Source organism: Pseudarthrobacter sp. NPDC092419 (assembly GCF_044755045.1).
GTDB lineage: Bacteria > Actinomycetota > Actinomycetes > Actinomycetales > Micrococcaceae > Arthrobacter.
In genome coordinates, this window is the sequence record NZ_JBIVQF010000004.1 from 163,298 (window position 1) to 186,777 (window position 23,480).

The following is a 23,480-nucleotide window of genomic DNA, read 5'->3' on the forward strand; positions in this document are numbered from 1 at the left end:
GAGGTGGACGTCGGGTTACGGTCGAATGGTGTCCCTCCCCGATGGGACATTCCCACCAGCCTGCCGAGCCCTGCCGCTGGACCGGGATACCACCGTTTCCAACTGGCAGGGACGGGGGAACCAAGTTTCCACGGCCTCACCGAGGCCTAGGGGTTAAGTCGAAAGCCATTCCGCTGGCGCGGATGCTTCCGGCCGGGCATCTCCAGCCCGAACCCGACAGCTCACCCCGCAGGCATGGGAGAGGCGATTCACTGTGTCAAAAATTTCCACCACCGCCCGTCACCGTGCAACTCCGGCCGGCTCCATCACTGTCCAGGGCCTGGCCCGGACGTTCGGTCGTCCCGCACTGGCAGTAGCCGCGGCATCCGGCATTGCGCTCAGCGTCGGCGCTCCGGCCCATGCCGGCGTGAGCGGCCCGGATGCCACTGAAGCAGCGACGGTCCAGACATCCGCCGCACCCGCGGCCACCACCACGGCAGCTGCCGCCACCGTCCACACGGTGGTCGCCGGCGACACCCTGGGCGCGATCTCCACCGCGTACGGCGTCACCCTGGCCGACGTCCTCGCGGTCAACGGGCTCTCCATCGACACGATCATCTACCCGGGCGACCAGATCGAGATCCCCGGCGCCGGAACCGCTGCAGCCGCGCCGGCTCCAGCCCCCGCCCCGGCGCCGGTCGAAACCACGGCGACTGCCCCCGCGAACACCGGAATGAACCTGTCCTACGCCTCCACCGCCCCGGCCGAAACCACCGGCACGGGCACCGGCGCAGCCATCCTGGCCTCCGCCTACAGCCAGATCGGCATCAGCCAGGACTGCACCGCCATGGTGGAGACCGCCCTGCGGTCGGTCGGCAAGAGCGTCGGCGACCTGGCACCCACCCAGTTCTTCCAGTATGGCACCGTGGTCTCCACCCCGGCTCCCGGCGACCTGGTCATCACCTCCGGCCACGTTGGCGTCTACGCCGGTGACGGCCAGGTTGTGAGTGGCGGCATCGACGGTTACAAGACCGACGTGCACTCCCTCAGCTGGCTCGGCGGCGCCTCCTTCGTCCGCGTGGCCTAAGCAGCACCATCCGTCCCAGGACGAAAAAGGGCGGTTTTCGGGAATCTTCCCGAAAACCGCCCTTGTCCTGTTTAAGCCTGCCGATCAGGTGCCGCAGAACGTCAGGTAATCGCCAAAACTTTCCGGAGCGCCTTCCTCGTACCGCTCCAGCCCCGGCCTCCCCTTGTAAGGCTCCGAAAGGACGGCGACAAGGCGCCGGAAGGGGGCAAGGTCACCTGCAGTGGCCGCAGCAAGGGCTTCCTCGACCAGGTGGTTGCGTGGGATGTAGACGGGATTGACGCCATCCATCAGGGCGGCGTCCGGCCCCATGGCCCGCCAACGTTCCGCCCAGGCATCGAAAGCCGCAAGGTCGAGGACCATCCCGCGTGCCGCACGCGTATTCCCGCGGGCCGCCTCGCCAAGGCTGCGGAAGAACCGGGTGTAGTCCACCGGGCCGTCCTTGAGCAGGGCGATGACGCCGTCCACCAGGCGGGACACCTCTTCCGCCTCCGGGCTTCCCTCCGGATGTCCGCGCAGACCGAGCTTTGCTGACATTCCGGCCGTCCAGGCATCGCTGTAGCGGCGGCGGAACTCCCCCAGCGCTGCCACGGCCGGTTCCACGGCCCTTTCCTGGTCCTCATCGATCAGGGGAAGCAGCGATTCGGCCAACCTGGCCAGGTTCCACTCCGCCACCACGGGCTGGTTGGCGTAGGCGTACCTTCCGCCGGTGTCGATCGAGCTGTAGACGGCGGCCGGATTGAACGTATCCATAAAAGCGCAGGGACCGTAGTCGATGGTCTCTCCGGAGATGGTCATGTTGTCCGTGTTCATGACGCCATGGACAAATCCCACCAGCATCCATTGCGCCACCAGCGACGCCTGGGCTTCGACCACCGACCTGAACAGGGCCAGGTAGGGATTGCCTGCCTTCCCGGCCGCCGGGTAGTGGCGCGCGATGGCGTGGTCGGCGAGCCTGCGGAGCAGATCGATGTTATCGGTAGCCCGCGCGTACTGGAACGTGCCGACGCGCAGGTGGCTGGCGGCGACCCGCACCAGTACCGCCCCCGGCAGCATGGTCTCGCGGCGCACGGGACGGCCGGTAGCCACCACGGCAAGGGACCGGGTGGTCGGGATCCCGAGCGCGTGCATCGCCTCACTGACCAGATACTCGCGGAGCATAGGCCCGACGACGGCGCGGCCGTCCCCGGCGCGGGCGAAGGGCGTGCGGCCCGAACCTTTGAGGTGCACATCGCGCAGCCCACCGGGCGTCCGGCCGTGCAGGGACAGCTCGCCCAGGAGCAGGGCCCGGCCATCCCCGAGCAGAGGCGAATAGCCGCCGAACTGATGGCCGGCGTAGGCCATGGCTACCGGGGCAGCGTCCTGCGGGACCTCGTTGCCGACCAGGAACTTAGTGCCGCCCGGGCTGCGCAGGAAGGCCGGCTCAAGTCCCAGCTCCCCTGCGAGCGCCTCGTTCAGGACAAGCAGCCGGGGCTCGGGGGCCTCCTCCGCCTGCCACGGAACTGATAGCTCAGGCAGCTCTTGGGCGAAAAGGGAGTGAAAGCTGACGGTCGATTCCGCTACACCGGTCATGGGTTAACCCTAGCCCCGTCACATCCGGTGCGTGCCGTTGCTTTGCGGTCGCTCATGTGCGGGCCTCATGTGAGGGCGTGCCCGCCCGGAAACTCGCCGTGTTCGCCGGCTTTGGCTTCCTCCTGCAGGAGCGGGTCTTCCTGCCAGGCGTCCGGGTTTTCCTCCGCCGCCCCGGGATAGCTGTCCGGTTCGCTGTGGACAGGATCAAGTTCCAGGGAGGACGCGGCGCCGGGAGCCTCGTCCAGGATGACGTCCTGCTCCGGGACAACTTCCAGCTCGTCGTCCGGGAGGTTTTGCTCAGTCATGATGATGCCTTTCGTTAAGGACCAGCCAACAAAGTAAGCATACTGACGACTGCCTGGCTGTGTGAATTGCTGCCCGGAAGAAACGGGTGACTTTGGGCCCTACCCGCCAGTGGCGCTTCAGGGGCACGCTGGAGGGACACAGGCCCCAAAGGAGCAGCACATGGCAATCCGCAAACCCATTGCCGTAGGTACCAACGACACACCCCAGAGCCGGGCAGCAGTGTCTTGGGCTGCGCGGAGGGCGCACCGGGACGGGCTCCCGCTGGTGATCCTGCACGTCGTCGACGAGCGCTGGCTCTCAGAGCCTTATCCCTGGCGCGGCGTGCTCCAGGAGACGGGCGAACGGATCCTGGAGGCGGCGGCAGCCGGTGCCCGCGAATTCCCATCGCTTGAGGTCAGCACCCTGGTACTCACCGGTGGAGTAGGACGGTCTCTGGCCGTATTCTCGGACCGGGCGTCCATGCTGGTGGTAGGCTCCGGCAGCGGGCACCTCGGCGGCGTGTTGGCCGACCGGGCGCTGCAGGTGGCGTCGGCGGCGGAAGTCCCTGTCGCCGTCGTAGGAACCCTGGACACGGAAGACAGACACGGCGTGGTGGTCGGCGTCGACGGATCCGAAGAAGCTGTGCAGGCAGTGGCCCTCGCCGCGGCTGAGGCGGACCGCGAGGGCGACGAACTGACCGTGGTCTATGCCTACAGCCCGCCCGACCGGCTCCCGGACGCAGGTTTCACCCCGGAGCTCGTTGCGGACCTGATGGAAAAGGAGGAACGGATTGTCCTCTCCGAAACCGTTGCCGGGCTGATGGCCGACTATCCGGACCTGGTGGTTCACCAACGGCTCGAGTCCGGCCGTGACCCGGCGCAGAGTCTGGTCCAAGCAGCAGAGGGTGCACGGCTGCTGGTGGTAGGCGACCGGGGCCGCGGCGGAATCAGCCGGCTTGTCCTGGGCTCCACGGCGCACGGCGTCCTCAAGCGGCTGCCCTGCCCCACGATCATCACGCGAATTCGGCCAGTTAACCAGAAATGAGGACAGGATCCATGACATCCACCCAGCCCATCGCCGTCGGCATCAGCGACACCGAAGCCTCCAACGCGGCCCTGCTCTGGGCCGCGGCCCGCGCCAACCGCCGGAAGGTGCCGCTTGCCGTGCTCCACGTCATCGATGACCGCTGGATGGCCGGCGAGGCACTCCCCTACGTAGACGTCCTCCGCCAGTCCGGGCTGGACCTGCTGGAAAGCGCAGGCCAGCGGCTGCGCACGGCCGAACCCGGCCTGGACTTCACGCTTGACCTTCTCGAGGGAGGCATCGGGGCATCGCTGGGCGACTACGCGAAAAAGGCATCGATGCTGGTGGTGGGTTCCAGCAGCCATGCGCGCGGTGCCCTCACCGACCGCGCACTCCAGGTAGCGGCAACAGCGGAGTCGCCGGTCGCCGTCGTGGGTGTCCACGCCGGCGAGGGTACGGGCGTTGTGGTGGGCGTCGACGGGTCCCGCGAGTCCACCCAGGCCGTAGCTTTCGCCGCCGCGGAAGCGGACCAGCTGGGTGAGGAACTCACCGTGGTATACGCCTTCACCGGCCCGAACCGCTGGATCAAGGCTGGGCTGCCCTCCAGCAGCTTCGCCGAGCTGGTGGTCGAGGAAGAACAGATCGTCCTTTCCGAAGAGGTGGCCGGTGTCCGGCAGGACTACCCGGGCTTGGTGATCAAAGAAGTCCTGGAAACGGTCATGGAACCCGCGGACGCTCTGATCAATGCTGCATCGGGGGCCCGGCTCCTGGTGCTGGGGAGCCGTGGCCGCGGCAGCTTCGGCCGGCTCCTGCTCGGGTCCACGGCCCACGGCGTCCTGACGAGTCCACCCTGCCCCACCGTCATCACGCGGCTGAAGAAGTCCGCCCACAAGGACTGAACGGGCGCGCGGCCGAACGCTCAGCCGAACAGGACCGCGGCCTCCTGGTACCTTACCTCCGGGACGGTCTTGAGCAGGCCGAGCGCCTCCTCAAGCCCGACGGTAACGATGTCCGTCCCCCGGAGGGACACCATGGTTCCCCATGAGCCGGCGGCGGCGGCCGCCACTGCGGCCATGCCCAGGCGGGTGGCAAGTACACGGTCGTAGGCTGTGGGTTCGCCGCCACGCTGGATGTGTCCCAGCACGGTGGACCGCGTCTCCAGGCCCGTGAGTTCCTGGAGCTGTTCTTCCAGGAGCTTCCCGATCCCGCCGAGCCGTGGCCGGCCGAATGTGTCCAGCCCGCGGGGCGCGTAGGGCGCTGCTTCCCCCAACGGGGCAAAGGCCTCGGCCGCCACCACCAGGGGTGCCCTGCCCCTGGCGTGGGCCGACACGACCCATTCCGCCACCTGCTCCAGGGACACGGGGTGCTCAGGGATCAGGATCGCGTGGGCGCCGGCGGCCATCCCGGCATGGAGGGCGATCCAGCCGGCATTGCGGCCCATGACCTCGGCGACCATGCACCGGTGGTGTGACTCGCCGGTGGTCCGCAGCCGGTCCATCGCCTCCGTGGCCGTCTGCACGGCCGAATCAAAGCCGAAGGTGTAGTCCGTTGCGCCGAGATCGTTGTCGATCGTCTTGGGTACCCCAACGACCTTGACTCCCTGATCGGACAATTCCTTGGCTGCGGCCAGCGTCCCCTCCCCGCCCACGGCGACCAGGCCCTCAAGCCCGTTCCGTGCCAGGCTTTCCCGCACCGCGTCCGGGCTGCCGTCGCGGAGCGGGTTGGTGCGGGAGGTACCCAGGAACGTGCCGCCTCGCCGCGACATGCCGCGGACGCTGAGCCGCGGCAGCGGAACAACATCCTGTTCCAGGACGCCGCGCCAACCGTCCCGAAACCCGAGCAATTCGTAGCCGTGGACCACTTCGCCCGCCAGCACGGCACCACGGATGACGGCGTTCAGACCCGGGCAGTCGCCGCCGCTGGTGAGGATGCCCAGCTTCTTCAGTGAGCCCTGGTTGTTCATTGGTTCTCCTCACCGCCGGTGGGGCGGCGTTGTCCGGGGATACGGAAGGTCAGGTCCTCGCCGGGCGCCAACAGCCAGTCAGTCCCGTTGACGCGCACCGCCACGGGTCCGGCGTCGCCCGCTGCCGATGCAAGGCGCATCCCGTCACCTTGGAGCCGAACGACCAGGACGTGGTTCCGGTACCGGAAGCCGAAGGCAACGGCCCCGATTCCGGCCGGCATGCTGGGTTCAAAGACCAGCGTGTCCCCGTCAAGGCGCAGCCCGGCAAAGCTGCGCTGGATGACGTCGATTGTGCCGGCCATGGCGCCCAGGTGGATGCCCGCACGGGTGGTTCCGTGCTGCGTATCGTCGAGATCGGCGTCGAGCGCTTCCCGAAAGCTCTCCCAGGCGCGCTCAGGATCCACGCCGGCCAGGACAGACGCGTGCGCCACCCTGCTGAGCGTCGATCCGTGGGCGGTCCGCGCCAGGTAATACTCGATGGTTCGGTGGAGCTGCTCCATCGTCAGGGTATAACCCAACCCCTGCAGCACCTGGATCAGGCCCTCGTGGCCCAGCAGATAGGGCAGCATCAGGACATCGGCCTGCTTGGCGAGCTTGTACCCGTTTGTTGCGTCGCCTTCGGCCTCCAGGATCAGGTCGAGCCGCTCGATGCTTTCGTACCGTGCACGGTAAACGTCCCAGTCAAGCTCGGTGAGGTCCGCGTACCCGGCGAACTGGCTGATGACGCCGTCCCCGTGGAACGGCACATAGAGTGTCGCTGCCATTTCCCGCCAGCGGGCCACCTCGCCGCGGCCGATCCCCAGCCTGCTGCGAAGCTCGCCCGCGACGTGCTCCGGGAAGGCGGATACCGTCTCGACTGCCCGGCCGCAGACCCACGCCGCCATGACATTGGTGTAGGCGTTGTCATCCAGTCCGGGTTCGTTCCGGCCCGGATAGCCTGTGTGGTACTCGTCCGGACCCACGACGCCGTTGAGGTGGTATCGGCCGGATGCCGCTGAGAATACCGCCCAGGATGTGAAGAACCTGGCCACTTCCACTATCAGGTCTGCGCCCTTGCGGAGGAGCCAGTCCAGGTCCCGCGTGACCTGGAAATACTGCCACGCGTTGAAGGCTACCGCCAGGCCCACGTGCAACTGCATATGCGAATGGTCCCGCATCCACCGGCCGGAAGACCCGTTGTAAAGCCATTTGGGCGTTGTCTCCGTGCCGTCGCTGCCGCTTTGCCAGGGGAACATGGCACCGGCATGGCCCCGCAAGGCCGCCGCGTGGCGGGCTGCCGGCAGCCTGCGCCACCGGTACTCGATCAGGGCGCGGGCAACGTCAGGGGTACGCGAGGCCAGGAGCGGCAGGACGAACAGTTCATCCCAGAACACGTGGCCGCGGTAGCCCTCCCCATGCAGGCCCCGGGCAGTCACGCCGGCATCCAGTTCAGCGGTGTGCCGGGTCAGGGTCTGCAGGACGTGAAAGATGTGCAGGTTCAGCACCAACTGCACCTGGGCAGGCGCGTCCAGCTCCACCAGGAACGGTTTTAGGGTCAGCGTCCAGGCCCGGAGGTGGCCGGCCAGGAGGCCGCCGAAATCCATGCCGGCACGGTCCAGCACCGCCAGGGCGCCGGACGCGGGCGATGAGACAGCATGGTCCCGCGAGGTCACCACCGCCACCACCTTGGTGATGCGGACGGTGGTGGCCTCGGTGACGGCGAACGCGCATGTCAGGTAATGGAAGGACCCGTCCCGGCCCGGCGCCCAGTTGCCGTGCGGCGCGGACACGCTGGTTGCAGTGGCGACGGCGATGCGCACCCGGCTCTGTGTTGTCTCAACCTCGACGACGGCGACACCCCCACCGGCCGGGGCGTGACCGCCGTCGAACGTGCCGCCGTCGGTTGTGGCACCGGCGTGGGCCCCGCCCGATGCGGCACCCGGCGTCACGTCAACGAGATGGATGCCGCTGCCGCCTGCCGGATCGGGAAGGTTCGCGTTCCGGACGCCTGCGTTGACGCCGCTGCGCACCTCCACCGTGCCGCTCCAGCCGACGGCCGTCACCGCCGTCTCCAGTGCGAGCAGATGCGGTTCGGCCATGGAGACGAAGCGGCGCTGCACCACCTCCAGTTGCCTGTCGTCCCCGGCGTCCAGGAGCAGGCGGCGCACCAGCACGGCGCGGCGCAGGTCGAGGGTGCGGCGCTCGCGGAGCACGGTCATGCCGCCCTCGGACCACCAGCGGCCGCCGCCCGCCCGGAGGTCCAGGGGAAGGCAGTCCGGCGCGTTGACCATGTGTTCCTCGAGCAGCACTTCACCGGCCACATTCGTGGGGACACGGTTGAAGACCCCGGCGAGGTACATGCCCGGATAGCTGGCCCCGCCAGAGCCTTCGGGTGCCGCGCCCCGGACGGCCAGGTACCCGTTTCCAAGCGTCGTCAGCGCTTCGCGGTGCCCCTCGTGTGCTGCATCGAAGCCTTCGTAGGCGAGCTGCCAGGGATCGCCGGCCACCCTGCCAAGGTCCAGCTCGCCGAGGTGATTAAGTACGACGCCGGCGCCGGCCGCCTCTAGTGCCGGGCGTCCGCCGCCGCGGTCAATCGCCACCACCAGGCCGAACCCCGCTTCGTGGGCCGCCAGGATGTCCTCCACGGAATCCCCGATAACGACTGCGTTCGGCGGGGCGACACCCAGCCTGCCGGCAGCCGCCAGGAACTGCTCCCTGGCAGACTGTCGGGCCGGAGCGCCGGGCGCGAACGCCGTTGCTGTACCCGCGCCGCGAAGCCGTTCCAGCAGCTCAGTCTCGGCCCCGGTTCCGGTCTTCGTGGCGAAAATGACCGCGTCGAAGGGCGCCTTGGCGGCGGCGGCGGTGGGCGACCTGCTCATAGGTCAGTGGTATCAGTGGCGACGGCCGGATTCCAGTGCCGTTGGGACCTGCGGCGGAAGGCCTTATGGATCCAATCGGCCAGCAGGACCGCCGGAACGGCTCCCGCGGCGACGAGCATTCCGGCCAGCGGGGGCGGCGCCTGGCCGAGGAGCCCCGCGACCTGCGGGACGTAGAGGCATACTGCCAGCACCACCAGTTCCGCGCCGACCGCCCAGACCAGGAGCGGGTTGGTCCGCCACCCCTGCCGCCATGGCGGTACGGTAGCGCTGCGGCAGGCAAAGGCGTTCGCGAGCTGGCCCAGGACCACGGCAGTGAAGGCGGCGCCGGAGGCTGCGAGGAGAAGGCCGGGGTCGGGAGACGTGCCGCGCTGCCATCCACCGCCGAAGAGTACCGCGGAGAACGCGCCCATTTCCACGGCTGCCTCCACTGGGCCCAGGACACAGAAGACCCGGACCATCAAGCGACGGTCCATGAGGTGCCGCCTCTCCGGCGGCCGGGCCAGCACCCTCCGGCTGGGCGGCTCGGCGCCGAGGGCGAGCGCCGGGAACAGGTCAGTGCCGATGTCCAGCGCCAGGATCTGCAGGACGCCGAGGGCCAGTGGGAACTGGCCGCCGGAAAGGGCCCAGACCACGAAGGGAGTCAGCTCGGCCACGTTGTCCGTGAGGTGGTAGGTCAGGAACCGGTGGATATTGGAATAGGTGGCCCGGCCATGTTCGATGGCCGCCACGATGGTGCCGAAATGGTCGTCCAGCAACACCAGGTCCGCAGCCTCCCGTGCGACGTCCGTCCCGCCGAGGCCCATGGCAACTCCGATGTCGGCCTCGCGCAGGGCGGGGCCGTCGTTGACGCCGTCCCCAGTCATCGCCACCACGTGACCGCGGGACTGCAACGCCTTGGCCACCCGAAGCTTCTGCTCCGGCGAGACGCGGCTGACCACCACCCCGTCACGGTCGATCAAGGCACCCAACAGCTGTTCGTCGTCGGGAAGGTCAGTTCCCTCCACGACGCATTCCGGTGTCCCCATCAGGCCGATCTCGCGGGCAATGGCTGCTGCCGTGGTGGGGTGGTCGCCCGTGATCATTGCCAGTTTGAGGCCGGCACCCCGCGCCCGTGCGATCACCTCCGCCACGTCCGGGCGAGGCGGGTCGTGCAGGCCGATCAGACCCAACAGCTCCAGATCGCGTTCCAGCTCGAAGACCGGCAGGGAGGCCAGACTTTCGGCCGGGAGGTCCAGCCGCCGCCGGGCGACGGCTATGACACGCAGGCCGCGTGATGCCATCCCGTGGACCTGGGCAGCTGCCTCCCCGGTAGCCGGACCGCAGAGTGGAAGAACTGTCTCAGGGGCGCCCTTGCAAAACAGTTCCCCGCCCACGATGGCGGATTCCCGCCGTCGCACCGGGTCGAAGGCAAGCCGTCGGATGGGGGCCGCCTCCGGCGGACTGCCGCCGATAAGCCGGCGCGCCAGCGCATCGATGGCCGCTTCCATCGGGTCACCGCTGGCTTCCCAGTGTCCCTCCCGCAGGACGGTGCGGCCCTGGGAGGCGGCTCGCGCAGCTGTGGCTGCCGCGACGGCCATCTCGGTGCCCGGCCCGTCCACCTGGGCCGCCGGCCCGTAGCCTTCACCCGAGATTCGGGTCCTGCCGGCGGTTGTGAAAACTTCGACGGCGTTCATCCGGTTCTGCGTGAGCGTGCCTGTCTTGTCGGTGCAGATGAACGTGGTGGAACCCAGGGTTTCCACGGCCTCAAGGTTGCGGACCAGCGCCTTGCGCGATGCCATGCGCTGGGCACCCATGGCCAGGGACAGCGTAACCGTGGGCAGCAGTCCTTCGGGCACCAGGGCCACTGCGACGCCAATGGCGAAGAGGAAGGAGTCCCGCCAGGGGAAGCCCGCCAGGAGCGATACCAGGAAAAACAGGGCAGCGATGCCCAACGCAACGAACGCGAGCAGCCGGACAATCCTGCGCAGTTCCTTCGCAAGCGGCGTGGGAGGAGGTGCCGCCCCGCCGGTCAGGGCAGCAATGCCTGCCAGCCGGGTCCGTGCGCCCGTTGCGGTGACACGTGCCTCGGCATCGCCGTTGACCAGGAATGTGCCGCCCCAGGCTTGGTCCCCTGCGGTTTTGGGGATGAGCTCGCTCTCGCCCGTCAACATTGATTCGTCCACGGAACAAGAGGATGCGGTAACGAAGACCGCGTCCGCTGGGATGCGGTCGCCGGCGGCGAAGACCACCCGGTCGCCGGGCACCAACTCGGCGGCGTGGACGCGGCGCAGGCTGCCATCGCGGCGGACCATGACGTCTGCCGGCAGCAGGCCCCGCAGCTTGGCGGCAGCGTGTTGCGCGCGTTCCTGCTGGATGTGGGCGAAGACCCCGTTGACAAGCACGACGACGATGATCGCCACGGCGAGTTCCGGCATGTTCCCGATGAACGCCAGGCCGGCCGCACACCACAGCATGAGCGCAAAGAAGTGGGTCATCTCGCCCCACAGCTTCCGCCACTGCGGGACGGTTTTTTCCGCGGGCAGGACGTTGGGGCCCGCTTCCGCAAGGAGTCGGGCTGCCTGGCTCGCGGTCAGCCCGTCGGCCACCTTCATCCGCGTCCCTCCGCACCGTGGCCGCCGCGGCACAGCCTGGTTTCGCCACCCATGCTGGAGAAGCTACTCCCAGGCAGGGGACGTTGGTAGAGCACTTGGACCCGGGACGGGACCTATGACCCTGCCCCGGCTGAAGCGACGGGCCGATACTGGGAACAAGCGGCCCCACTCCGAGGGGCCGACCGTCCGCAGCGGGACCCAACACGCGAAGGACCTGGACCTTGGAGGCCGCTGTGCTTTCTGAATTTGAGAAACGGGAACTCGACCGGATCGGCGCGGAGCTGGAGCACGACGACCCGCGGCTCTTCTCCCTCCTGGAGGGTGATTCCCTGCGGGGCGGCCAGGGCAGGATCCACCGCGGCCTTTCCATGCTCATAGTGGGGCTGAGCCTCATGCTGGCCGGCCAGGCCATGCAGACCTCGATCCTCGGCGTGTCGGGATTCGCATTGCTCTGCGTCGGGTCGTACTGGACGGTCCGGGATCTTGGGAAGCTGCTGGGCGGTTCCGACTAGCCACCGGTTTGTCGGCGCCTGGTTGCCATGAGCCCCCTACCAAACACCGGACAACGGCGGGCACCCGCTATCGCGCTGGCAGCCGTCCTGGGGACCGTCGCCGTCGTACTGGCTGTTCTGCTGTCCAACTCCACCGGGAGTCCCCCGCCCTCAGGACCCGCCTCCGGCCCCACTCACGCGATCAGCAGTCCCGCTGGACCCGCCCCGTCCAAGTCCTCGGCCCCGCCCCTGCCGCCGCGTGCGACAGACACCGCACCGCCGGCGCCAACGCCCCCTGAAGAGGGCCAGGTACCGGTGCAACCTCCGGCCACTGTGCCTCCCCCGCCTGTTACCACCCCGCCCGACGGGGGCCCTCTTCCCGTGCCGGCCCCGTTCCCGGCCGAGTTGCGGAACCAGGATCTGACTGAAATTCCGGGCGCGGGGCGCACCATTGCTCTGACTTTTGACGCAGGGGCCAACGCGGCGGGCCTGCCCAAGATCCTTTCTGCGCTGTCAGCCAAGGGGGTGGCCGCGACGTTCTTCCTGACCGGAAACTGGGCGGCGAACAACCCGGACGGAGTCCGGCAAATTGTCTCCGCCGGCCATCGTGTGGGGAACCACTCCATGACCCATCCTGGTTTCACCGGCCTCAGCGATGCGGAGATCGTCGCGCAGGTGCGGCGGGCGGAAGAGGCGATCCTGGCCGCAGGCGCAGACCCGCGTCCCCTGTTCCGCTTTCCTTTCGGCGAACGGGATGCGCGGACAATCAGTGCAGTCAATGACCTGGGCTATGCCGCAGTCCGATGGTCCGTGGACACGCTGGGCTGGAAAGGCACCAGCGGCGGAGTCACCGCGGGGATAGTCTCCGACCGGATCATGGCTGCCCTGCAGCCGGGTGGCATTGTCCTCATGCATATCGGGTCCAATCCGGACGACGGCACGACCCTTGACGCCGATGCCCTGCCGCAAGTGATCGACGGGGTCAGGGCGGCCGGTTACGGCTTTGCGACGCTCGACGCGTTGCTGGGGCGGTAAGCCGGCAGCATGGAACAACCCGGCGGATCGGAAACCAGAGGACTTACCGGCGGCGAGGTCCTGGAGCGAACGAGCACCGGCCGCGTCAACAGGGTGCCTTTCGCAGTCAGCCGGACAATCTGGCAAATTGTCCGGGCCAACGTCCTGACACTCTTCAACGGCATAGTGGCAGGGAGTTTTCTCCTGCTGTTCCTGTTGGACCAGTGGCGTGACGCGTTGTTCGGCCTGTCAGCGGTAGGCAATTCCGTTATCGGCATCGTGCAGGAGTACCGCGCGAAGCGCTCCTTGGATCAACTGGCGATTCTGCATGCCGCAAAGACCAATGTTCTGCGGGACGGGTCCAAGCAGAAAATCCCGGCAGAGTGCCTGGTCCCGGACGACCTCGTGGTGCTTAGCGCCGGGGACCAGGTGACAGCGGACCTGGAGCTTACTGACGGCAGTTACCTGGAGGTAGACGAGTCCTTCCTGACTGGCGAATCTCAACCGGTGGAAAAGGGTCCCGGCGGTCAGCTCCTTTCCGGGACCCTGATACTGGGAGGCAGCGGCCTGGCGCGCGTCGTGAAAGTGGGCCGGGACACCTTTGCCTACCGGCTCGCTTCCGAAGCCAGGCGCTTCTCGCTGGTCACGTCGGAAATCAGGAAGGGACTGGAGCGGGTCTTCACCGTTGTGACGTGGCTGCTGCTGCCCACCGCGCTGCTCCTCATCAACGCGCAGGTGCATCATCAGGGCGGTTGGGCCGAAACGCAGGAAACGGGCCAATGGACCGTCGCCACTGTTGCGGCGGTCGCCGGCGTCCTCGCCATGATCCCCCTCGGCCTGCTTCTGCTCACAAGCGTGGCATTTGCCGTGGGCGGGCTGCGGCTGGCACGGCGAAAGGTGCTGGTGCAGGAGCTCGCTGCTGTTGAAGTCCTGGCACGGGTGGATGTCCTATGCCTTGATAAGACCGGGACGCTGTCCTCCGGCTCCATTGCCTTCGATGCCCTCCATGATGCAGGCGCCGAACCGGCCGAGGGATGGAAGGCGGCACTTGAATGGTTCGGTGCCAACGCCGGAAGCAGCAGCACAGCCGCTTCCATTGGGGCAGCATTTCCCGTTGAAGATCCACTGCCGGAGGTATCCTGCATTCCTTTCGCAGCCGCGCAAAAGTGGAGTTCCGTCACCTTCGGACACCTATCCGGTGCAGCCGGAACCTGGATCCTGGGAGCACCCAATGCATTATTGGACGGTGCCTCGCATGCCGACGGCGAAGCCCACCGCCGGGCCGCAGCATTAGCCTCCACGGGCCTGCGGACTTTGGTACTTGCCCATGCGCCGGGCGCCCCTGCATCCACCGCCCCCGGGGAGGCCAAACTACCCGGACAAATGAAACCGGCCCTGCTGCTCACATTTCATGAAAAACTCCGGAAGGAGGCGCCGGACACCGTGGACTACTTCCGCCGGCAGGGAGTTACCGTGAAGATAATTTCCGGTGATGATCCCCGAACTGTAGCCGTCCTGGCCGGCAAAGTCCGGGTGGGCGCGGGCAGTGCATACGATGCCCGGGACCTTCCGGCAGACCCGGTCCTGCTTGAGGAGGCGATGCAGCACCATGATGTCTTCGGGAGCGTCACACCGTCCCAAAAGCAGTACATGATCCAGGCGATGAAGCGGTGCGGGCATACCGTCGCCATGATAGGGGACGGTGTGAACGACATTCTGGCGCTGAAGGAGGCCGACCTGGGCATCGCCATGGATTCCGCCTCTCCAGCGACCAAAGCGGTGGCCAGGCTGGTGCTCTTGGACGGCCGCTTCGACAGATTGCCCGCCATTGTGGCCGAAGGCCGGCGGGCCATCGGCAACGTTGAGCGGGTCTCGATGGTATTCCTCAGCAAGACCATGTATGCGACGCTTATCGCGCTCGCAACAGCAGTCATGCTGTTGCCGTTTCCGTTTCTCCCGCGCCAACTGTCCGTCATCGATGGCCTCACGATTGGCCTCCCTGCATTCTTCCTGGCCCTGCAGCCGTCGGGCCGGCGCTATGAGTCGGGCTTCCTAAGGCGTTCCCTGTCCTTTGCGGTCCCTTCGGGACTCTGCGTGGCCACCAGCGTTGTGGCGGTCAATGTCTACGCATATTCAGGAGGACACAACACGGCGGCCGTCCAAACCGCTTCGAGCTTCACGCTCTCTCTCCTGGCCGCCTGGATCCTGGTCACAGCGTCCCGTCCGCTCAACGTGCCCAAAACTGCCATTCTGGCCGGCATGTACGGTGGCCTTGCCCTGTTGTTCACGGTGTCACCCGCGACGGAGTTCTTCCGGCTTAGCCCCCCTCCGCCAAGCCTGCTGGCCGCAGCCGTCTTGGCCGCCATCACAGGAAGCCTTGCAATCGAACTCGTCAGATACTGCCAGCGAGGCACGGGCCGCCCCGGGCGATGATGTTGCCCGCCGGGCGCTTGCGGGTCAATGCCACCGTCAGGGTACGTTTGCCGCTTGTGACTTTTGGCCCTGCCGCCGTATGCCAGCTCTTCTATACCATTCTGACTTGCAACACCGGCTTTTCTCCACCACTGCAAAAGGAACGGCATGAAGGCTGTCATCGTCTATGACTCCGTCTATGGAAACACCAAAGCGATTGCCGAGGCCGTTGCTGCCGGACTCGGTGCAGGGGCCAGGGCTGTTCCCGTGGCCGGGTTCGTACCCGGCAGCCTCCAGGCCGGCGACCTGCTCGTCGTCGGGAGCCCTATCAATGGCTGGCGCCCCACTCCTGCAATCGCTTCGGCCCTCGGAGACTTGGCCGGCGGCGGACTTACCGGAGTGAAGGCGGCCGCGTTCGATACCCGGCTCAAACTGTTCATCCATGGCGACGCGGGGAAGAAGATCAGCCGCGCCCTGCAGGAGGCCGGTGCCAGCATCATCGGCGGACCAATGGCGTTCTACGTCAAGGGCACAGAGGGGCCCCTGCTCGCCGGCGAGGCGGGCCGCGCGGCAGCATGGGCCGATGAACTGGCCGCCGCCATGAAATAGGTCCCGGTTTGGTGCAATGGAGCCAGCCAACAACTTCTGGACCGTTGCCCGGTTCTTTGAAGGGTCACCCGCAGCCCGGGCAATCTACGATGCGGCGGAACGCATGGCCTCGGGCTTGGGGCCGATGGATGTCCGCGTCAGCAGGAGCCAAATCGCATTCCGCCGGCGCCGCGGCTTCGCTTATCTGTGGCGCCCGGGTACGTACGTCACGTCCGACATCCCATTGGTCCTTACTTTGGCCCTCCGACGGCATGAAGCATCGCCCCGTTTCAAGGAGGTGGCCCATCCTTCCCCCGGAGTCTGGATGCACCACCTGGAGCTCCCAGACAGCAGTGCCCTCGACGGCCAAGTGCAGGAGTGGCTGCGGGAAGCCTACGTGGCAGCCGCGTAGGGCGGAGGGAGTTTAGGGGCTTTATGCCCTGTCCCGTTGGCAGCCGGAAGGGGACGCTGGTGCCATGAGCGAAACAGGTTCTGAGCCCAGGAGAATCCAGACTACGGAGCAGCTTGTCGCTGTGATCCGAGAACGGGTCCCCATGACCTCGCTGACAGAATTCTTCGGCCGCGCCTTCGGTGCCGTTATGGCTGCAATGCAGGAACAGGGCGCTTTCGCCGCAGGTCCTCCTTTTGCGAGGTACCACGGCATGCCGGGCGACAGCGTCGACGTCGAAGCGGGCTTCCCCTTCGGCGGCCATTTCAATGGGGCCGATGCTGTGCAAACGGGGACGCTGCCCGGCGGCGATGCCTACGAAGCCATCCACACGGGACCCTACGAGACCCTTGGCGAAACCTACGGTGCCATCCAGCAACGGATGCAGGCGGAAGGCCTCACGCCGGCGGACACCATGTGGGAGTACTACCTTAGTGGTCCGGAGCAGGAACCGGATCCCGCCAAATGGCAGACGAAGGTGGTCTGGCCGGCAGCGTAACCAAGGCCGGTCCCCGGCCAGCATGGACAGAAACAGGTTCAGGAGTATGTAGGGATAAGGGTCCCACGCGTCCCGGACGAGGGCGAAGGAGTTGACCAGGCCCACGCCGCCATGAAGGCGATGAAGAAGCCTACGAACGCCCAGCTGCCCATGCCGTTGCGAAGGAACGTCCGCGGCGCGCTCGCCGCGGCTCAGGCTTTCCTTGTGGCGCAACATCCCACGTACTTCTTCGCTCGCTCATGTGCCCGCCGTACGCAGCCAGGACTCACTGCATACCCCGGGGGGTGTTTTGACTACCCTGGGGGGTATCTGCAATACTTTTTGAGGTATCCCCCGAACCCTCCCGAGAGGCTCCCTTATGACTTCCCCTTCCACAGCAGCAGTGACCGCCCTCGCTCCTGAGACCCTGCAGTCCTGGATCACCGAGCACCAGGACCTCGTCTTGATCGACGTGCGTTCTGCCGCCGAGTTCGAGTCCATGCACATCCGCGGCTCGTACAACGTGCCGTTGCAGCTGCTGTCCGAACACACCGACGAGCTCGCCGCACGGCTCGGGTCCCGGGTGGTCCTGGTCTGCCAGTCCGGCGTCCGCGCAGAACAGGCCCGCCAGCGCCTCGCAAAGGCCGGGATCGAGGCCGCCTACGTCCTGACGGGCGGAGCCCCCGGCTACGCCGCCGCCGGCGGGGACGTAGTCAAAGGCAAGAACCGCTGGGACCTCGAACGCCAGGTGCGCCTGGCGGCCGGTTCCCTGGTGATGCTGGGCCTCACAGGCGGCAAGTTCGTCTCCCCGAAGATCCGTACGCTTGCCGGCATCATCGGGACCGGCCTGACATTCTCTGCGGCCACCAACACCTGCGCCATGGGCAAGGTCATCTCAGCAATGCCGTGGAACAAGACGGTCAAGGAACCCACCCGCGAAAGCGCCATCCTTGCCCTGCCCGTCAACACCGGCCTGTCCGCGAAGGACGCCCAGGCATCATGAGCATGACATTGCTCGTTGTACTGGCCCTCTCGGTCGTCATCGGACTCTCCTTGGGGGTCCTTGGCGGCGGCGGGTCCATACTGACCGTCCCGATCCTGGTCTACGTGGCCGGATTTGAGGCCAAGGAAGCAATTGCGGCTTCGCTCTTCGTCGTCGGCGTGACGTCGGCGGTCAGCGTGATCAGCCACGCCCGAGGAGGCCGGGTGATGTGGCGGACCGGCCTGATATTCGGAGCCGCAGGCATGGCCGGCGCCTTCGTTGGCGGCCTCCTCGGCGGCCACATCCCCGGCCAGATCCTGCTCATCGCCTTCGCCATCATGATGGTGGCCACCTCAGTGGCCATGCTCCGCGGGCGGACAAAGAAGAACGACGGCGGTGCGGCGCCGGTCAAGCGCGAGCTGCCCCTTGGGCGGGTGCTGCTGGACGGCGCCATCGTCGGACTCGTCACCGGACTCGTCGGCGCGGGCGGTGGCTTCCTCGTGGTGCCGGCCCTGGCACTCCTGGGCGGACTTCCCATGTCCGTCGCCGTCGGGACGTCCCTGGTTGTCATCGCCATGAAATCCTTCGCCGGGCTCGCCGGCTACCTCACCACCGTGCAGCTTGACTGGGGCATCACGCTCGGGGTGACCGCCGCGGCCATCGTCGGCTCACTGATTGGTGCGAAACTCGCCGGTCGCATTCCGGAGACTGCCCTGCGCAAGGCATTCGGCTGGTTCGTCCTGGCCATGGGCACCTTCGTCCTGATCCAGCAGGCCCCCGCCGGGTTGCAATGGCCTATCGCCGCAGGGATCGCAGCACTTACCGCGGCAAGCGCCGGCATCTGCTGGTTCTTCGTCAATTCCTGTCCGCTCAGGAACCGCGGACGCCACAGCACCGATGTCCCCTCACCCGTTTGAACCGACCACTCCCAGTTAGGAATATCCCATGGCTGAAATCACCGTTACCGAAACCGACCAGCGCCGCTCCACCGCGCGCATCCTCGATGTCCGCGAGGACTTTGAAGTTGCCGAGGGCATGATCCCCGGCGCCCTGCACATCCCCATGGGACAGCTGCAGGCCCGCCTCGGTGAGCTCGATCCGGCCGTTCCCGTGATCGCCGTCTGCCGCAGCGGGAACCGCAGCGCCGCCGTCGCCGAAGCCCTCAACGGCGTTGGCTACAAGGCAGACACCATGGCCGGCGGCATGGTCGCCTGGACCCGCGCGGGACTACCCACTACCTAATACTTGCCCGCCGGCACAGTACAACCCCACCCGACTTCCCCGAAAGGACACGACAGACCATGGCCACCATCGACATCACCGAACAGAGCTTTGCCCAGACCCTGGAGAGCAGCGATATCGTCTTCGTCGACTTCTGGGCAGCCTGGTGCGGCCCCTGCCGCATGTTCGCACCCACCTACGGCGCCGCCGCTGAGCGGCACCCGGACGTCACCTTCGCCAAGGTGGACACCGAGGCTGAACAGGCCCTCGCCGCCGCAGCGCACATCACGTCCATCCCCACGCTGATGGCATTCAAGGACAAAACCCTTGTCTTTTCCCAGCCCGGAGCCCTCAACGCCACCGGCCTGGAGGAAGTGATTCAAGCCGTAAAGAACCTCGACATGGACAAGCTCCGCGCCGGAGCCGGGCATCAAAACCCCTAACGAACGCCCGGTTTGCCCGGGCATATTCCTCGTTGCAATATACCCCCTGGGGTATTACACTTGAAGCAGGAAGTCCCTCAATACCAACTCCACAGAAGGAGCGAAGCACATGCTTATCGAACGCATCTATGACGAAGACCTCGCGCAGGCCAGCTATTTCATCGGCTGCCAGTCCAAGGGCGAGGCGATCGTGGTGGACGGCCGCCGCGATATCGCCGTGTACCAGGACCTCGCCGCGAAGAACGGCATGAAGATCGTGGCAGTCACCGAAACCCACATCCACGCCGACTACCTCTCCGGCACCCGCGAACTGGCAGCCGCTACCGGCGCCACGATGTACGTTTCCGGTGAGGGCGGGCCGGACTGGCAGTACGGGTTCGACGCCGAGCGCCTCTATGACGGGGACGCCATCACCCTGGGCAACATCAGTGTCAAGGCCCTGCACACCCCCGGGCACACCCCGGAGCACCTGTCCTTCCTGGTGACCGACGGCGCGTTCAGCGACCAGCCCGGCTACCTGCTCTCAGGTGACTTCGTGTTCTCCGGAGACCTGGGCCGCCCGGACCTGCTCGATGAGGCAGCAGGCGGCATCGACACCCGGTTCGAAGGCGCCAAGCAGCTCTTCGCCAGCCTGCGGGATAAGTTCCTCACCCTGCCCGACTACGTCCAGGTCCACCCCGCCCACGGCGCCGGCAGTGCCTGCGGCAAGGCCCTCGGAGCTATCCCCTCCTCCACCGTGGGCTATGAGCGCCTCTACGCCTGGTGGGGCCCGTACCTGGCCGCCAACGACGAGCAGGGCTTCATCAACGAACTCCTCGACGGCCAGCCCGACGCACACGCCTACTTCGCCCGCATGAAACACGAAAACCGTGAGGGCCCGGCCGTCATGGGCGAACGCACCCCCCTGCCCGAACTCTCCACCGACACCGTCGCCGCAGGACTGGCCGCGGACACGCTGACCTTCATCGACACCCGCGGAAACCGGGAAGTCCACGAAGGCACCGTGGCCCGGTCCCTGAACGTCCCGGCCGGGAAGTCCGTAGCCAGCTACGGCGCCTGGGTGGTCAACCCCGAAACCGACAAGAACCCCCTGGTCCTTCTCGCACCGGACCAGGACGCCGCCCAGGAGATGTGGGACCATCTGGTCCGCGTCGGCATCGACAACGTCGCCGGCTACGTCACCGGCATCGAAGGCCTGCCCCTGACCACCCCGAAACTGGTCCAGCCCGAGGACCTCGACGGCTTCGACGCAGCCATGGTCCTGGACGTCCGCAACAAAACCGAACACAAGGACGGCCACATCCCCGGCTCGGTCCAGCTCAGCGGCGGCCGCGTCATGTGGCACCTGGACGAGCTCCCGGACAACGGCCCAATCGTGACCTACTGCCAGTCCGGCGTCCGCAACTCCGTCGCCGCCAGCGCCCTCCGCCGCGCCGGGTACGACGTCGTCGAACTCGACGGCAGCTACGCCGCCTGGAATGTGTTCAAGGCGTCCACAGCGGCAGCAACCAGCAACTGATCTGCGGTCCTCAGGGGCGGCGGTACCAGGGACACCCCGGTACCGCCGCCTTCTTTGTTGGAAGGCGGCCGTCCGCATTCCACAATCCGGGACTTTGGTCCCTAATGCGTCGCCGCACCCTCTGAGAATGTAAAGGGAAGCCCAAGGATGCGCCATGGCTGGAGTGCTGTGTCCAGGCTGCTGCACCGGGATACCGGTAGCCACCTGCTCCAGAGCGGCTGGAGCACGGGACTTTTGAGGGAGCAAAACCCATGGCGGGAATGTTCGAGCTGTTTACCGACGAGGATTCGCGGGTCAGGTTCAGGCTGGTGGCGCCCGACGGCTGTGTTTTGGCCGTGTCCGGACAATACCCGGACAAGCACCAGGCGGCCACCGCCATCAAGGATGTACGTGAGTGCGCCGGCACCGGGCTGATCGACGATCTCACGCCTCGTTAGCACCTCCGATGCCTTTGGCCGGCCAGGAAGTGAGGACTGATGCAGCAGAACGGAGCCATAGTCGCCGGCTATGACGGGTCAGCCGAGGCTCTTGCGGCTGTCCGTTGGGCAGCGCACCATGCGAACCTCCGTGATTGTGCTCTGCACGTGGTTCATTGTTCTCTCTGGCCCCTGCTGACCAGGAAGCTGGGTCCCGTGCCCGGCATCGCGGACAGCGGACTTGAGCGCTCGGCCCAGGCGATCCTTGCGGAGGGAGTTGCCGCCGCCAAAGCGGCCATGCCCGGACTGGAAGTGGAAGGCACTCTTTTGCATGGGCTGCCCGCGTCCTATCTCGCCCGTATTTCTGACGGGCAGGCCATGGTTGCGGTGGGAAGCCGCGGCTTGGGCGGATTCCTTGGCCTGCTCGTGGGTTCGGTAAGCCTTGAACTGGCCGCCACCGCCACCTGTCCGGTTGCGGTTATTCGGCCTGACATGAACCCCGCGGGCCCAGTAATCGTGGCAGTGGACGGCTCGGGGTCACCCACGGCACTGGAAGATGCCTGCGTGATGGCATCGGTATCGCAGGCAGCGCTTTCCGTCATACATGTCCAACACACGCCTGCCGGATACCTGCAGAAGGATCCCACCGGCGCCCCGACCGCCCAATCCGGGGCGGAGGAAGTCCTTGCTGCAGCGGTTATCCGCGCCCGGGCACTGGCGCCCGGCATTCCGGTTGACGGCGCCGTCCTCGTTGGCAGATCGATCCCCCATGCCATCCTGACGGCCTCAATGCATGCGCGGATCCTCGTTGTGGGCACCAAGGGGCATGGTTTCCTCCGGGAAACGATAGGTTCAACAGCCCACGCGGTCCTCCACCATGCACGGGGGCCGGTTCTCATTTCGCGGCGAGGAACAGAGCAGTGATTGGAACTGCCTGTGCCCGGTAACACTCCTCCGCCACACGGACTCCAGGGCCGCCCGAGCCGCCAGGACTTATGGGACAACGGCTCCGCTGCCCGTAAGATGGGAGGATGACCGCGGTGGCCGGCCATTCCGGCAACCCATTCCGACTCGCCCGCAGCCTGCGGGGAGTGCTGCGCCGCGTGCCGGTGTGGACATGGCGGCTTCTGATGGTGGCTGTAGGTCCGCACGAGCGGGCAAGGTTCAACACAGACCCCATTAGCAATGTGGCGTACACGCACGACATTGACTATGCGGGTGACGGCGTCCCCGGCCACCGACTCGACGTACTGGCGCCCAGTGAGCCGGCGGACGTGAACTCACGCGAGCAGGCCGGCGCGGACCTGCCGGTGTACGTCTATTTCCACGGCGGCGGATGGACCTCCGGGGACAAGGCAGCTGTGACCAAGTACTGTGCCAGCCAGGTTTTGGGCGGAATGGTGGTCGTCAACGTGAATTACCGCCAGGCGCCCCGGTTCCGTATGGACCACGTATTGGAGGACGCTAATGCGGCTCTGGCATGGGTGGCCGGAAATATCCGGGCATTCGGAGGAGACCCGGAGCGCCTCATCCTGGGCGGTGATTCGGCCGGCGGACACATTGCGTCTTTACTCACGGCCGTAAGCTTGCGGCCCGAGCTGGCCACCCACTACTCCTTGCAGCCAGCCGTTTCCGGCGGCCACATCAGAGGCCTGGTCCAGCACTGCAGCGTCGTCGATTTCTCCGTCTTCTTCGAGAAGAGCTTCGTCCTCAGCCTGAACTTCGTCCGAATGCTGCTGCCGGCCGCGGTTCCGCCTTCCGGCGGGTTCCGGCGGTGGCCGCAGACCCGCCGGAAGATCGGCCGCCTCAAGGAGGCAGCTGCATTTGTGTCACCTATCGAGTGGCTGCACGCGGGGCATCCGCCCGTTTTCGTCACCACGTCGGAACGCGACTTCTTTTACCAGGCAAACCTCAATTTCATTGAACGGCTTCGGCAGTTTTCCGTTCCGGTGGAGACCCTGATTTATTCCTGGTCCAACACAAACACCGAGCACACATGGCAGCAGGATTACCGCTACCCGGAGTCCCAGGAGGTGTACCGGCGCCTCCACGACTTCGTCAGTCGCGTTGCCCGGCTGCCGCACCCTGCCCGCTGACCAAACAGTGCCGCCGG

General features: G+C 66.7%; 22 protein-coding genes and 1 riboswitch. Of the genes, 17 read left to right on the forward strand and 5 right to left on the reverse strand.

Going from position 1 to position 23,480, the window contains the following annotated elements; translation table 11 throughout:
• Positions 1 to 80: 80 nt before the first annotated feature.
• Positions 81 to 250: riboswitch (cyclic di-AMP (ydaO/yuaA leader) on the forward strand.
• A gap of 3 nt (positions 251 to 253) precedes the next feature.
• Positions 254 to 1,066, forward strand: a complete 813-nt coding sequence (locus ACIQC0_RS08445; RefSeq protein ID WP_400534174.1) for a LysM peptidoglycan-binding domain-containing protein — start codon at positions 254 to 256, stop codon at positions 1,064 to 1,066.
• An 84-nt stretch (positions 1,067 to 1,150) separates the two neighbouring features.
• On the opposite strand, the gene ACIQC0_RS08450 is transcribed toward ACIQC0_RS08445, so the two are convergent.
• Together ACIQC0_RS08450 and ACIQC0_RS08455 are read right to left on the reverse strand one after the other, a co-directional pair.
• Positions 1,151 to 2,635 (reverse strand): YdiU family protein, encoded by a 1,485-nt coding sequence (locus tag ACIQC0_RS08450; protein ID WP_400534177.1) that lies wholly within the window; start codon positions 2,633 to 2,635, stop codon positions 1,151 to 1,153.
• Between the two features lie 65 nt (positions 2,636 to 2,700).
• Positions 2,701 to 2,940 (reverse strand): hypothetical protein, encoded by a 240-nt coding sequence (locus tag ACIQC0_RS08455; RefSeq protein WP_377216075.1) that lies wholly within the window; start codon positions 2,938 to 2,940, stop codon positions 2,701 to 2,703.
• Positions 2,941 to 3,100: 160 nt separating this feature from the next.
• Between ACIQC0_RS08455 and ACIQC0_RS08460 the strand changes: the two genes are divergently transcribed.
• The gene (locus ACIQC0_RS08460; RefSeq protein WP_400534180.1) at positions 3,101 to 3,964 is read left to right on the forward strand and encodes a universal stress protein; all 864 of its coding nucleotides are present in this window, start codon (positions 3,101 to 3,103) and stop codon (positions 3,962 to 3,964) included.
• 11 nt (positions 3,965 to 3,975) lie between these two features.
• Positions 3,976 to 4,842 (forward strand): universal stress protein, encoded by an 867-nt coding sequence (locus ACIQC0_RS08465; protein WP_377216073.1) that lies wholly within the window; start codon positions 3,976 to 3,978, stop codon positions 4,840 to 4,842.
• Between the two features lie 20 nt (positions 4,843 to 4,862).
• On the opposite strand, the gene ACIQC0_RS08470 is transcribed toward ACIQC0_RS08465, so the two are convergent.
• From ACIQC0_RS08470 to ACIQC0_RS08480, 3 genes are read right to left on the reverse strand one after another with little or no spacing between them, the layout of a single operon-like run.
• A complete protein-coding gene (locus ACIQC0_RS08470) occupies positions 4,863 to 5,906 on the reverse strand; it encodes an ATP-dependent 6-phosphofructokinase (protein ID WP_400534183.1) in 1,044 nt (347 codons plus the stop codon).
• Positions 5,903 to 8,764 (reverse strand): glycosyl hydrolase family 65 protein, encoded by a 2,862-nt coding sequence (locus ACIQC0_RS08475; RefSeq protein ID WP_400534186.1) that lies wholly within the window; start codon positions 8,762 to 8,764, stop codon positions 5,903 to 5,905. Before ACIQC0_RS08475 ends, ACIQC0_RS08470 begins: the two co-directional genes overlap by 4 nt.
• A complete protein-coding gene (locus ACIQC0_RS08480) occupies positions 8,761 to 11,355 on the reverse strand; it encodes a cation-translocating P-type ATPase (protein ID WP_400534189.1) in 2,595 nt (864 codons plus the stop codon). The genes ACIQC0_RS08475 and ACIQC0_RS08480 overlap by 4 nt, the downstream gene beginning before the upstream one ends.
• Positions 11,356 to 11,588: 233 nt before the next feature.
• On the opposite strand from ACIQC0_RS08480, the gene ACIQC0_RS08485 reads away from it, so the two are divergent.
• The 14 genes from ACIQC0_RS08485 to ACIQC0_RS08550 all read left to right on the forward strand — a co-directional run bounded on the left by ACIQC0_RS08485 (position 11,589) and on the right by ACIQC0_RS08550 (position 23,463).
• Positions 11,589 to 11,867 (forward strand): DUF3040 domain-containing protein, encoded by a 279-nt coding sequence (locus tag ACIQC0_RS08485; RefSeq protein WP_377216069.1) that lies wholly within the window; start codon positions 11,589 to 11,591, stop codon positions 11,865 to 11,867.
• A 360-nt stretch (positions 11,868 to 12,227) separates the two neighbouring features.
• Positions 12,228 to 12,881, forward strand: a complete 654-nt coding sequence (locus ACIQC0_RS08490; protein WP_400534192.1) for a polysaccharide deacetylase family protein — start codon at positions 12,228 to 12,230, stop codon at positions 12,879 to 12,881.
• 9 nt (positions 12,882 to 12,890) lie between these two features.
• A complete protein-coding gene (locus ACIQC0_RS08495) occupies positions 12,891 to 15,293 on the forward strand; it encodes an HAD-IC family P-type ATPase (protein ID WP_400534195.1) in 2,403 nt (800 codons plus the stop codon).
• 147 nt (positions 15,294 to 15,440) lie between these two features.
• A complete protein-coding gene (locus ACIQC0_RS08500) occupies positions 15,441 to 15,881 on the forward strand; it encodes a flavodoxin family protein (RefSeq protein WP_400534198.1) in 441 nt (146 codons plus the stop codon).
• A gap of 16 nt (positions 15,882 to 15,897) precedes the next feature.
• The gene (locus ACIQC0_RS08505; protein WP_400534201.1) at positions 15,898 to 16,272 is read left to right on the forward strand and encodes a DUF5655 domain-containing protein; all 375 of its coding nucleotides are present in this window, start codon (positions 15,898 to 15,900) and stop codon (positions 16,270 to 16,272) included.
• A 64-nt stretch (positions 16,273 to 16,336) separates the two neighbouring features.
• The gene (locus tag ACIQC0_RS08510; RefSeq protein WP_400534203.1) at positions 16,337 to 16,807 is read left to right on the forward strand and encodes a GyrI-like domain-containing protein; all 471 of its coding nucleotides are present in this window, start codon (positions 16,337 to 16,339) and stop codon (positions 16,805 to 16,807) included.
• Positions 16,808 to 17,165: 358 nt separating this feature from the next.
• On the forward strand, positions 17,166 to 17,789 hold the full coding sequence (locus ACIQC0_RS08515; RefSeq protein WP_400534206.1) for a rhodanese-like domain-containing protein: 624 nt from the start codon (positions 17,166 to 17,168) through the stop codon (positions 17,787 to 17,789).
• Positions 17,786 to 18,685, forward strand: a complete 900-nt coding sequence (locus ACIQC0_RS08520; RefSeq protein WP_400534208.1) for a sulfite exporter TauE/SafE family protein — start codon at positions 17,786 to 17,788, stop codon at positions 18,683 to 18,685. The genes ACIQC0_RS08515 and ACIQC0_RS08520 overlap by 4 nt, the downstream gene beginning before the upstream one ends.
• A 28-nt stretch (positions 18,686 to 18,713) precedes the next feature.
• Positions 18,714 to 19,010, forward strand: coding sequence for a rhodanese-like domain-containing protein (locus tag ACIQC0_RS08525; RefSeq protein ID WP_377216060.1), 297 nt, complete (start codon positions 18,714 to 18,716; stop codon positions 19,008 to 19,010).
• Positions 19,011 to 19,069: 59 nt separating this feature from the next.
• Complete coding sequence (gene trxA / locus ACIQC0_RS08530) at positions 19,070 to 19,432, forward strand: thioredoxin (protein WP_400534211.1); 363 nt, start codon at positions 19,070 to 19,072, stop codon at positions 19,430 to 19,432.
• Positions 19,433 to 19,541: 109 nt separating this feature from the next.
• A complete protein-coding gene (locus ACIQC0_RS08535) occupies positions 19,542 to 20,951 on the forward strand; it encodes a rhodanese-like domain-containing protein (RefSeq protein WP_400534214.1) in 1,410 nt (469 codons plus the stop codon).
• A 251-nt stretch (positions 20,952 to 21,202) separates the two neighbouring features.
• Positions 21,203 to 21,388 carry a YegP family protein gene (locus ACIQC0_RS08540; protein ID WP_377216057.1) on the forward strand — a complete coding sequence of 62 codons (186 nt, stop codon included), beginning with the start codon at positions 21,203 to 21,205 and terminating at the stop codon, positions 21,386 to 21,388.
• A 39-nt stretch (positions 21,389 to 21,427) separates the two neighbouring features.
• Positions 21,428 to 22,291, forward strand: coding sequence for a universal stress protein (locus ACIQC0_RS08545; RefSeq protein ID WP_400534217.1), 864 nt, complete (start codon positions 21,428 to 21,430; stop codon positions 22,289 to 22,291).
• Between the two features lie 107 nt (positions 22,292 to 22,398).
• Entirely contained in the window at positions 22,399 to 23,463 is a 1,065-nt protein-coding gene (locus tag ACIQC0_RS08550) for an alpha/beta hydrolase (protein ID WP_400534220.1), read from the forward strand.
• Positions 23,464 to 23,480: the final 17 nt, after the last annotated feature.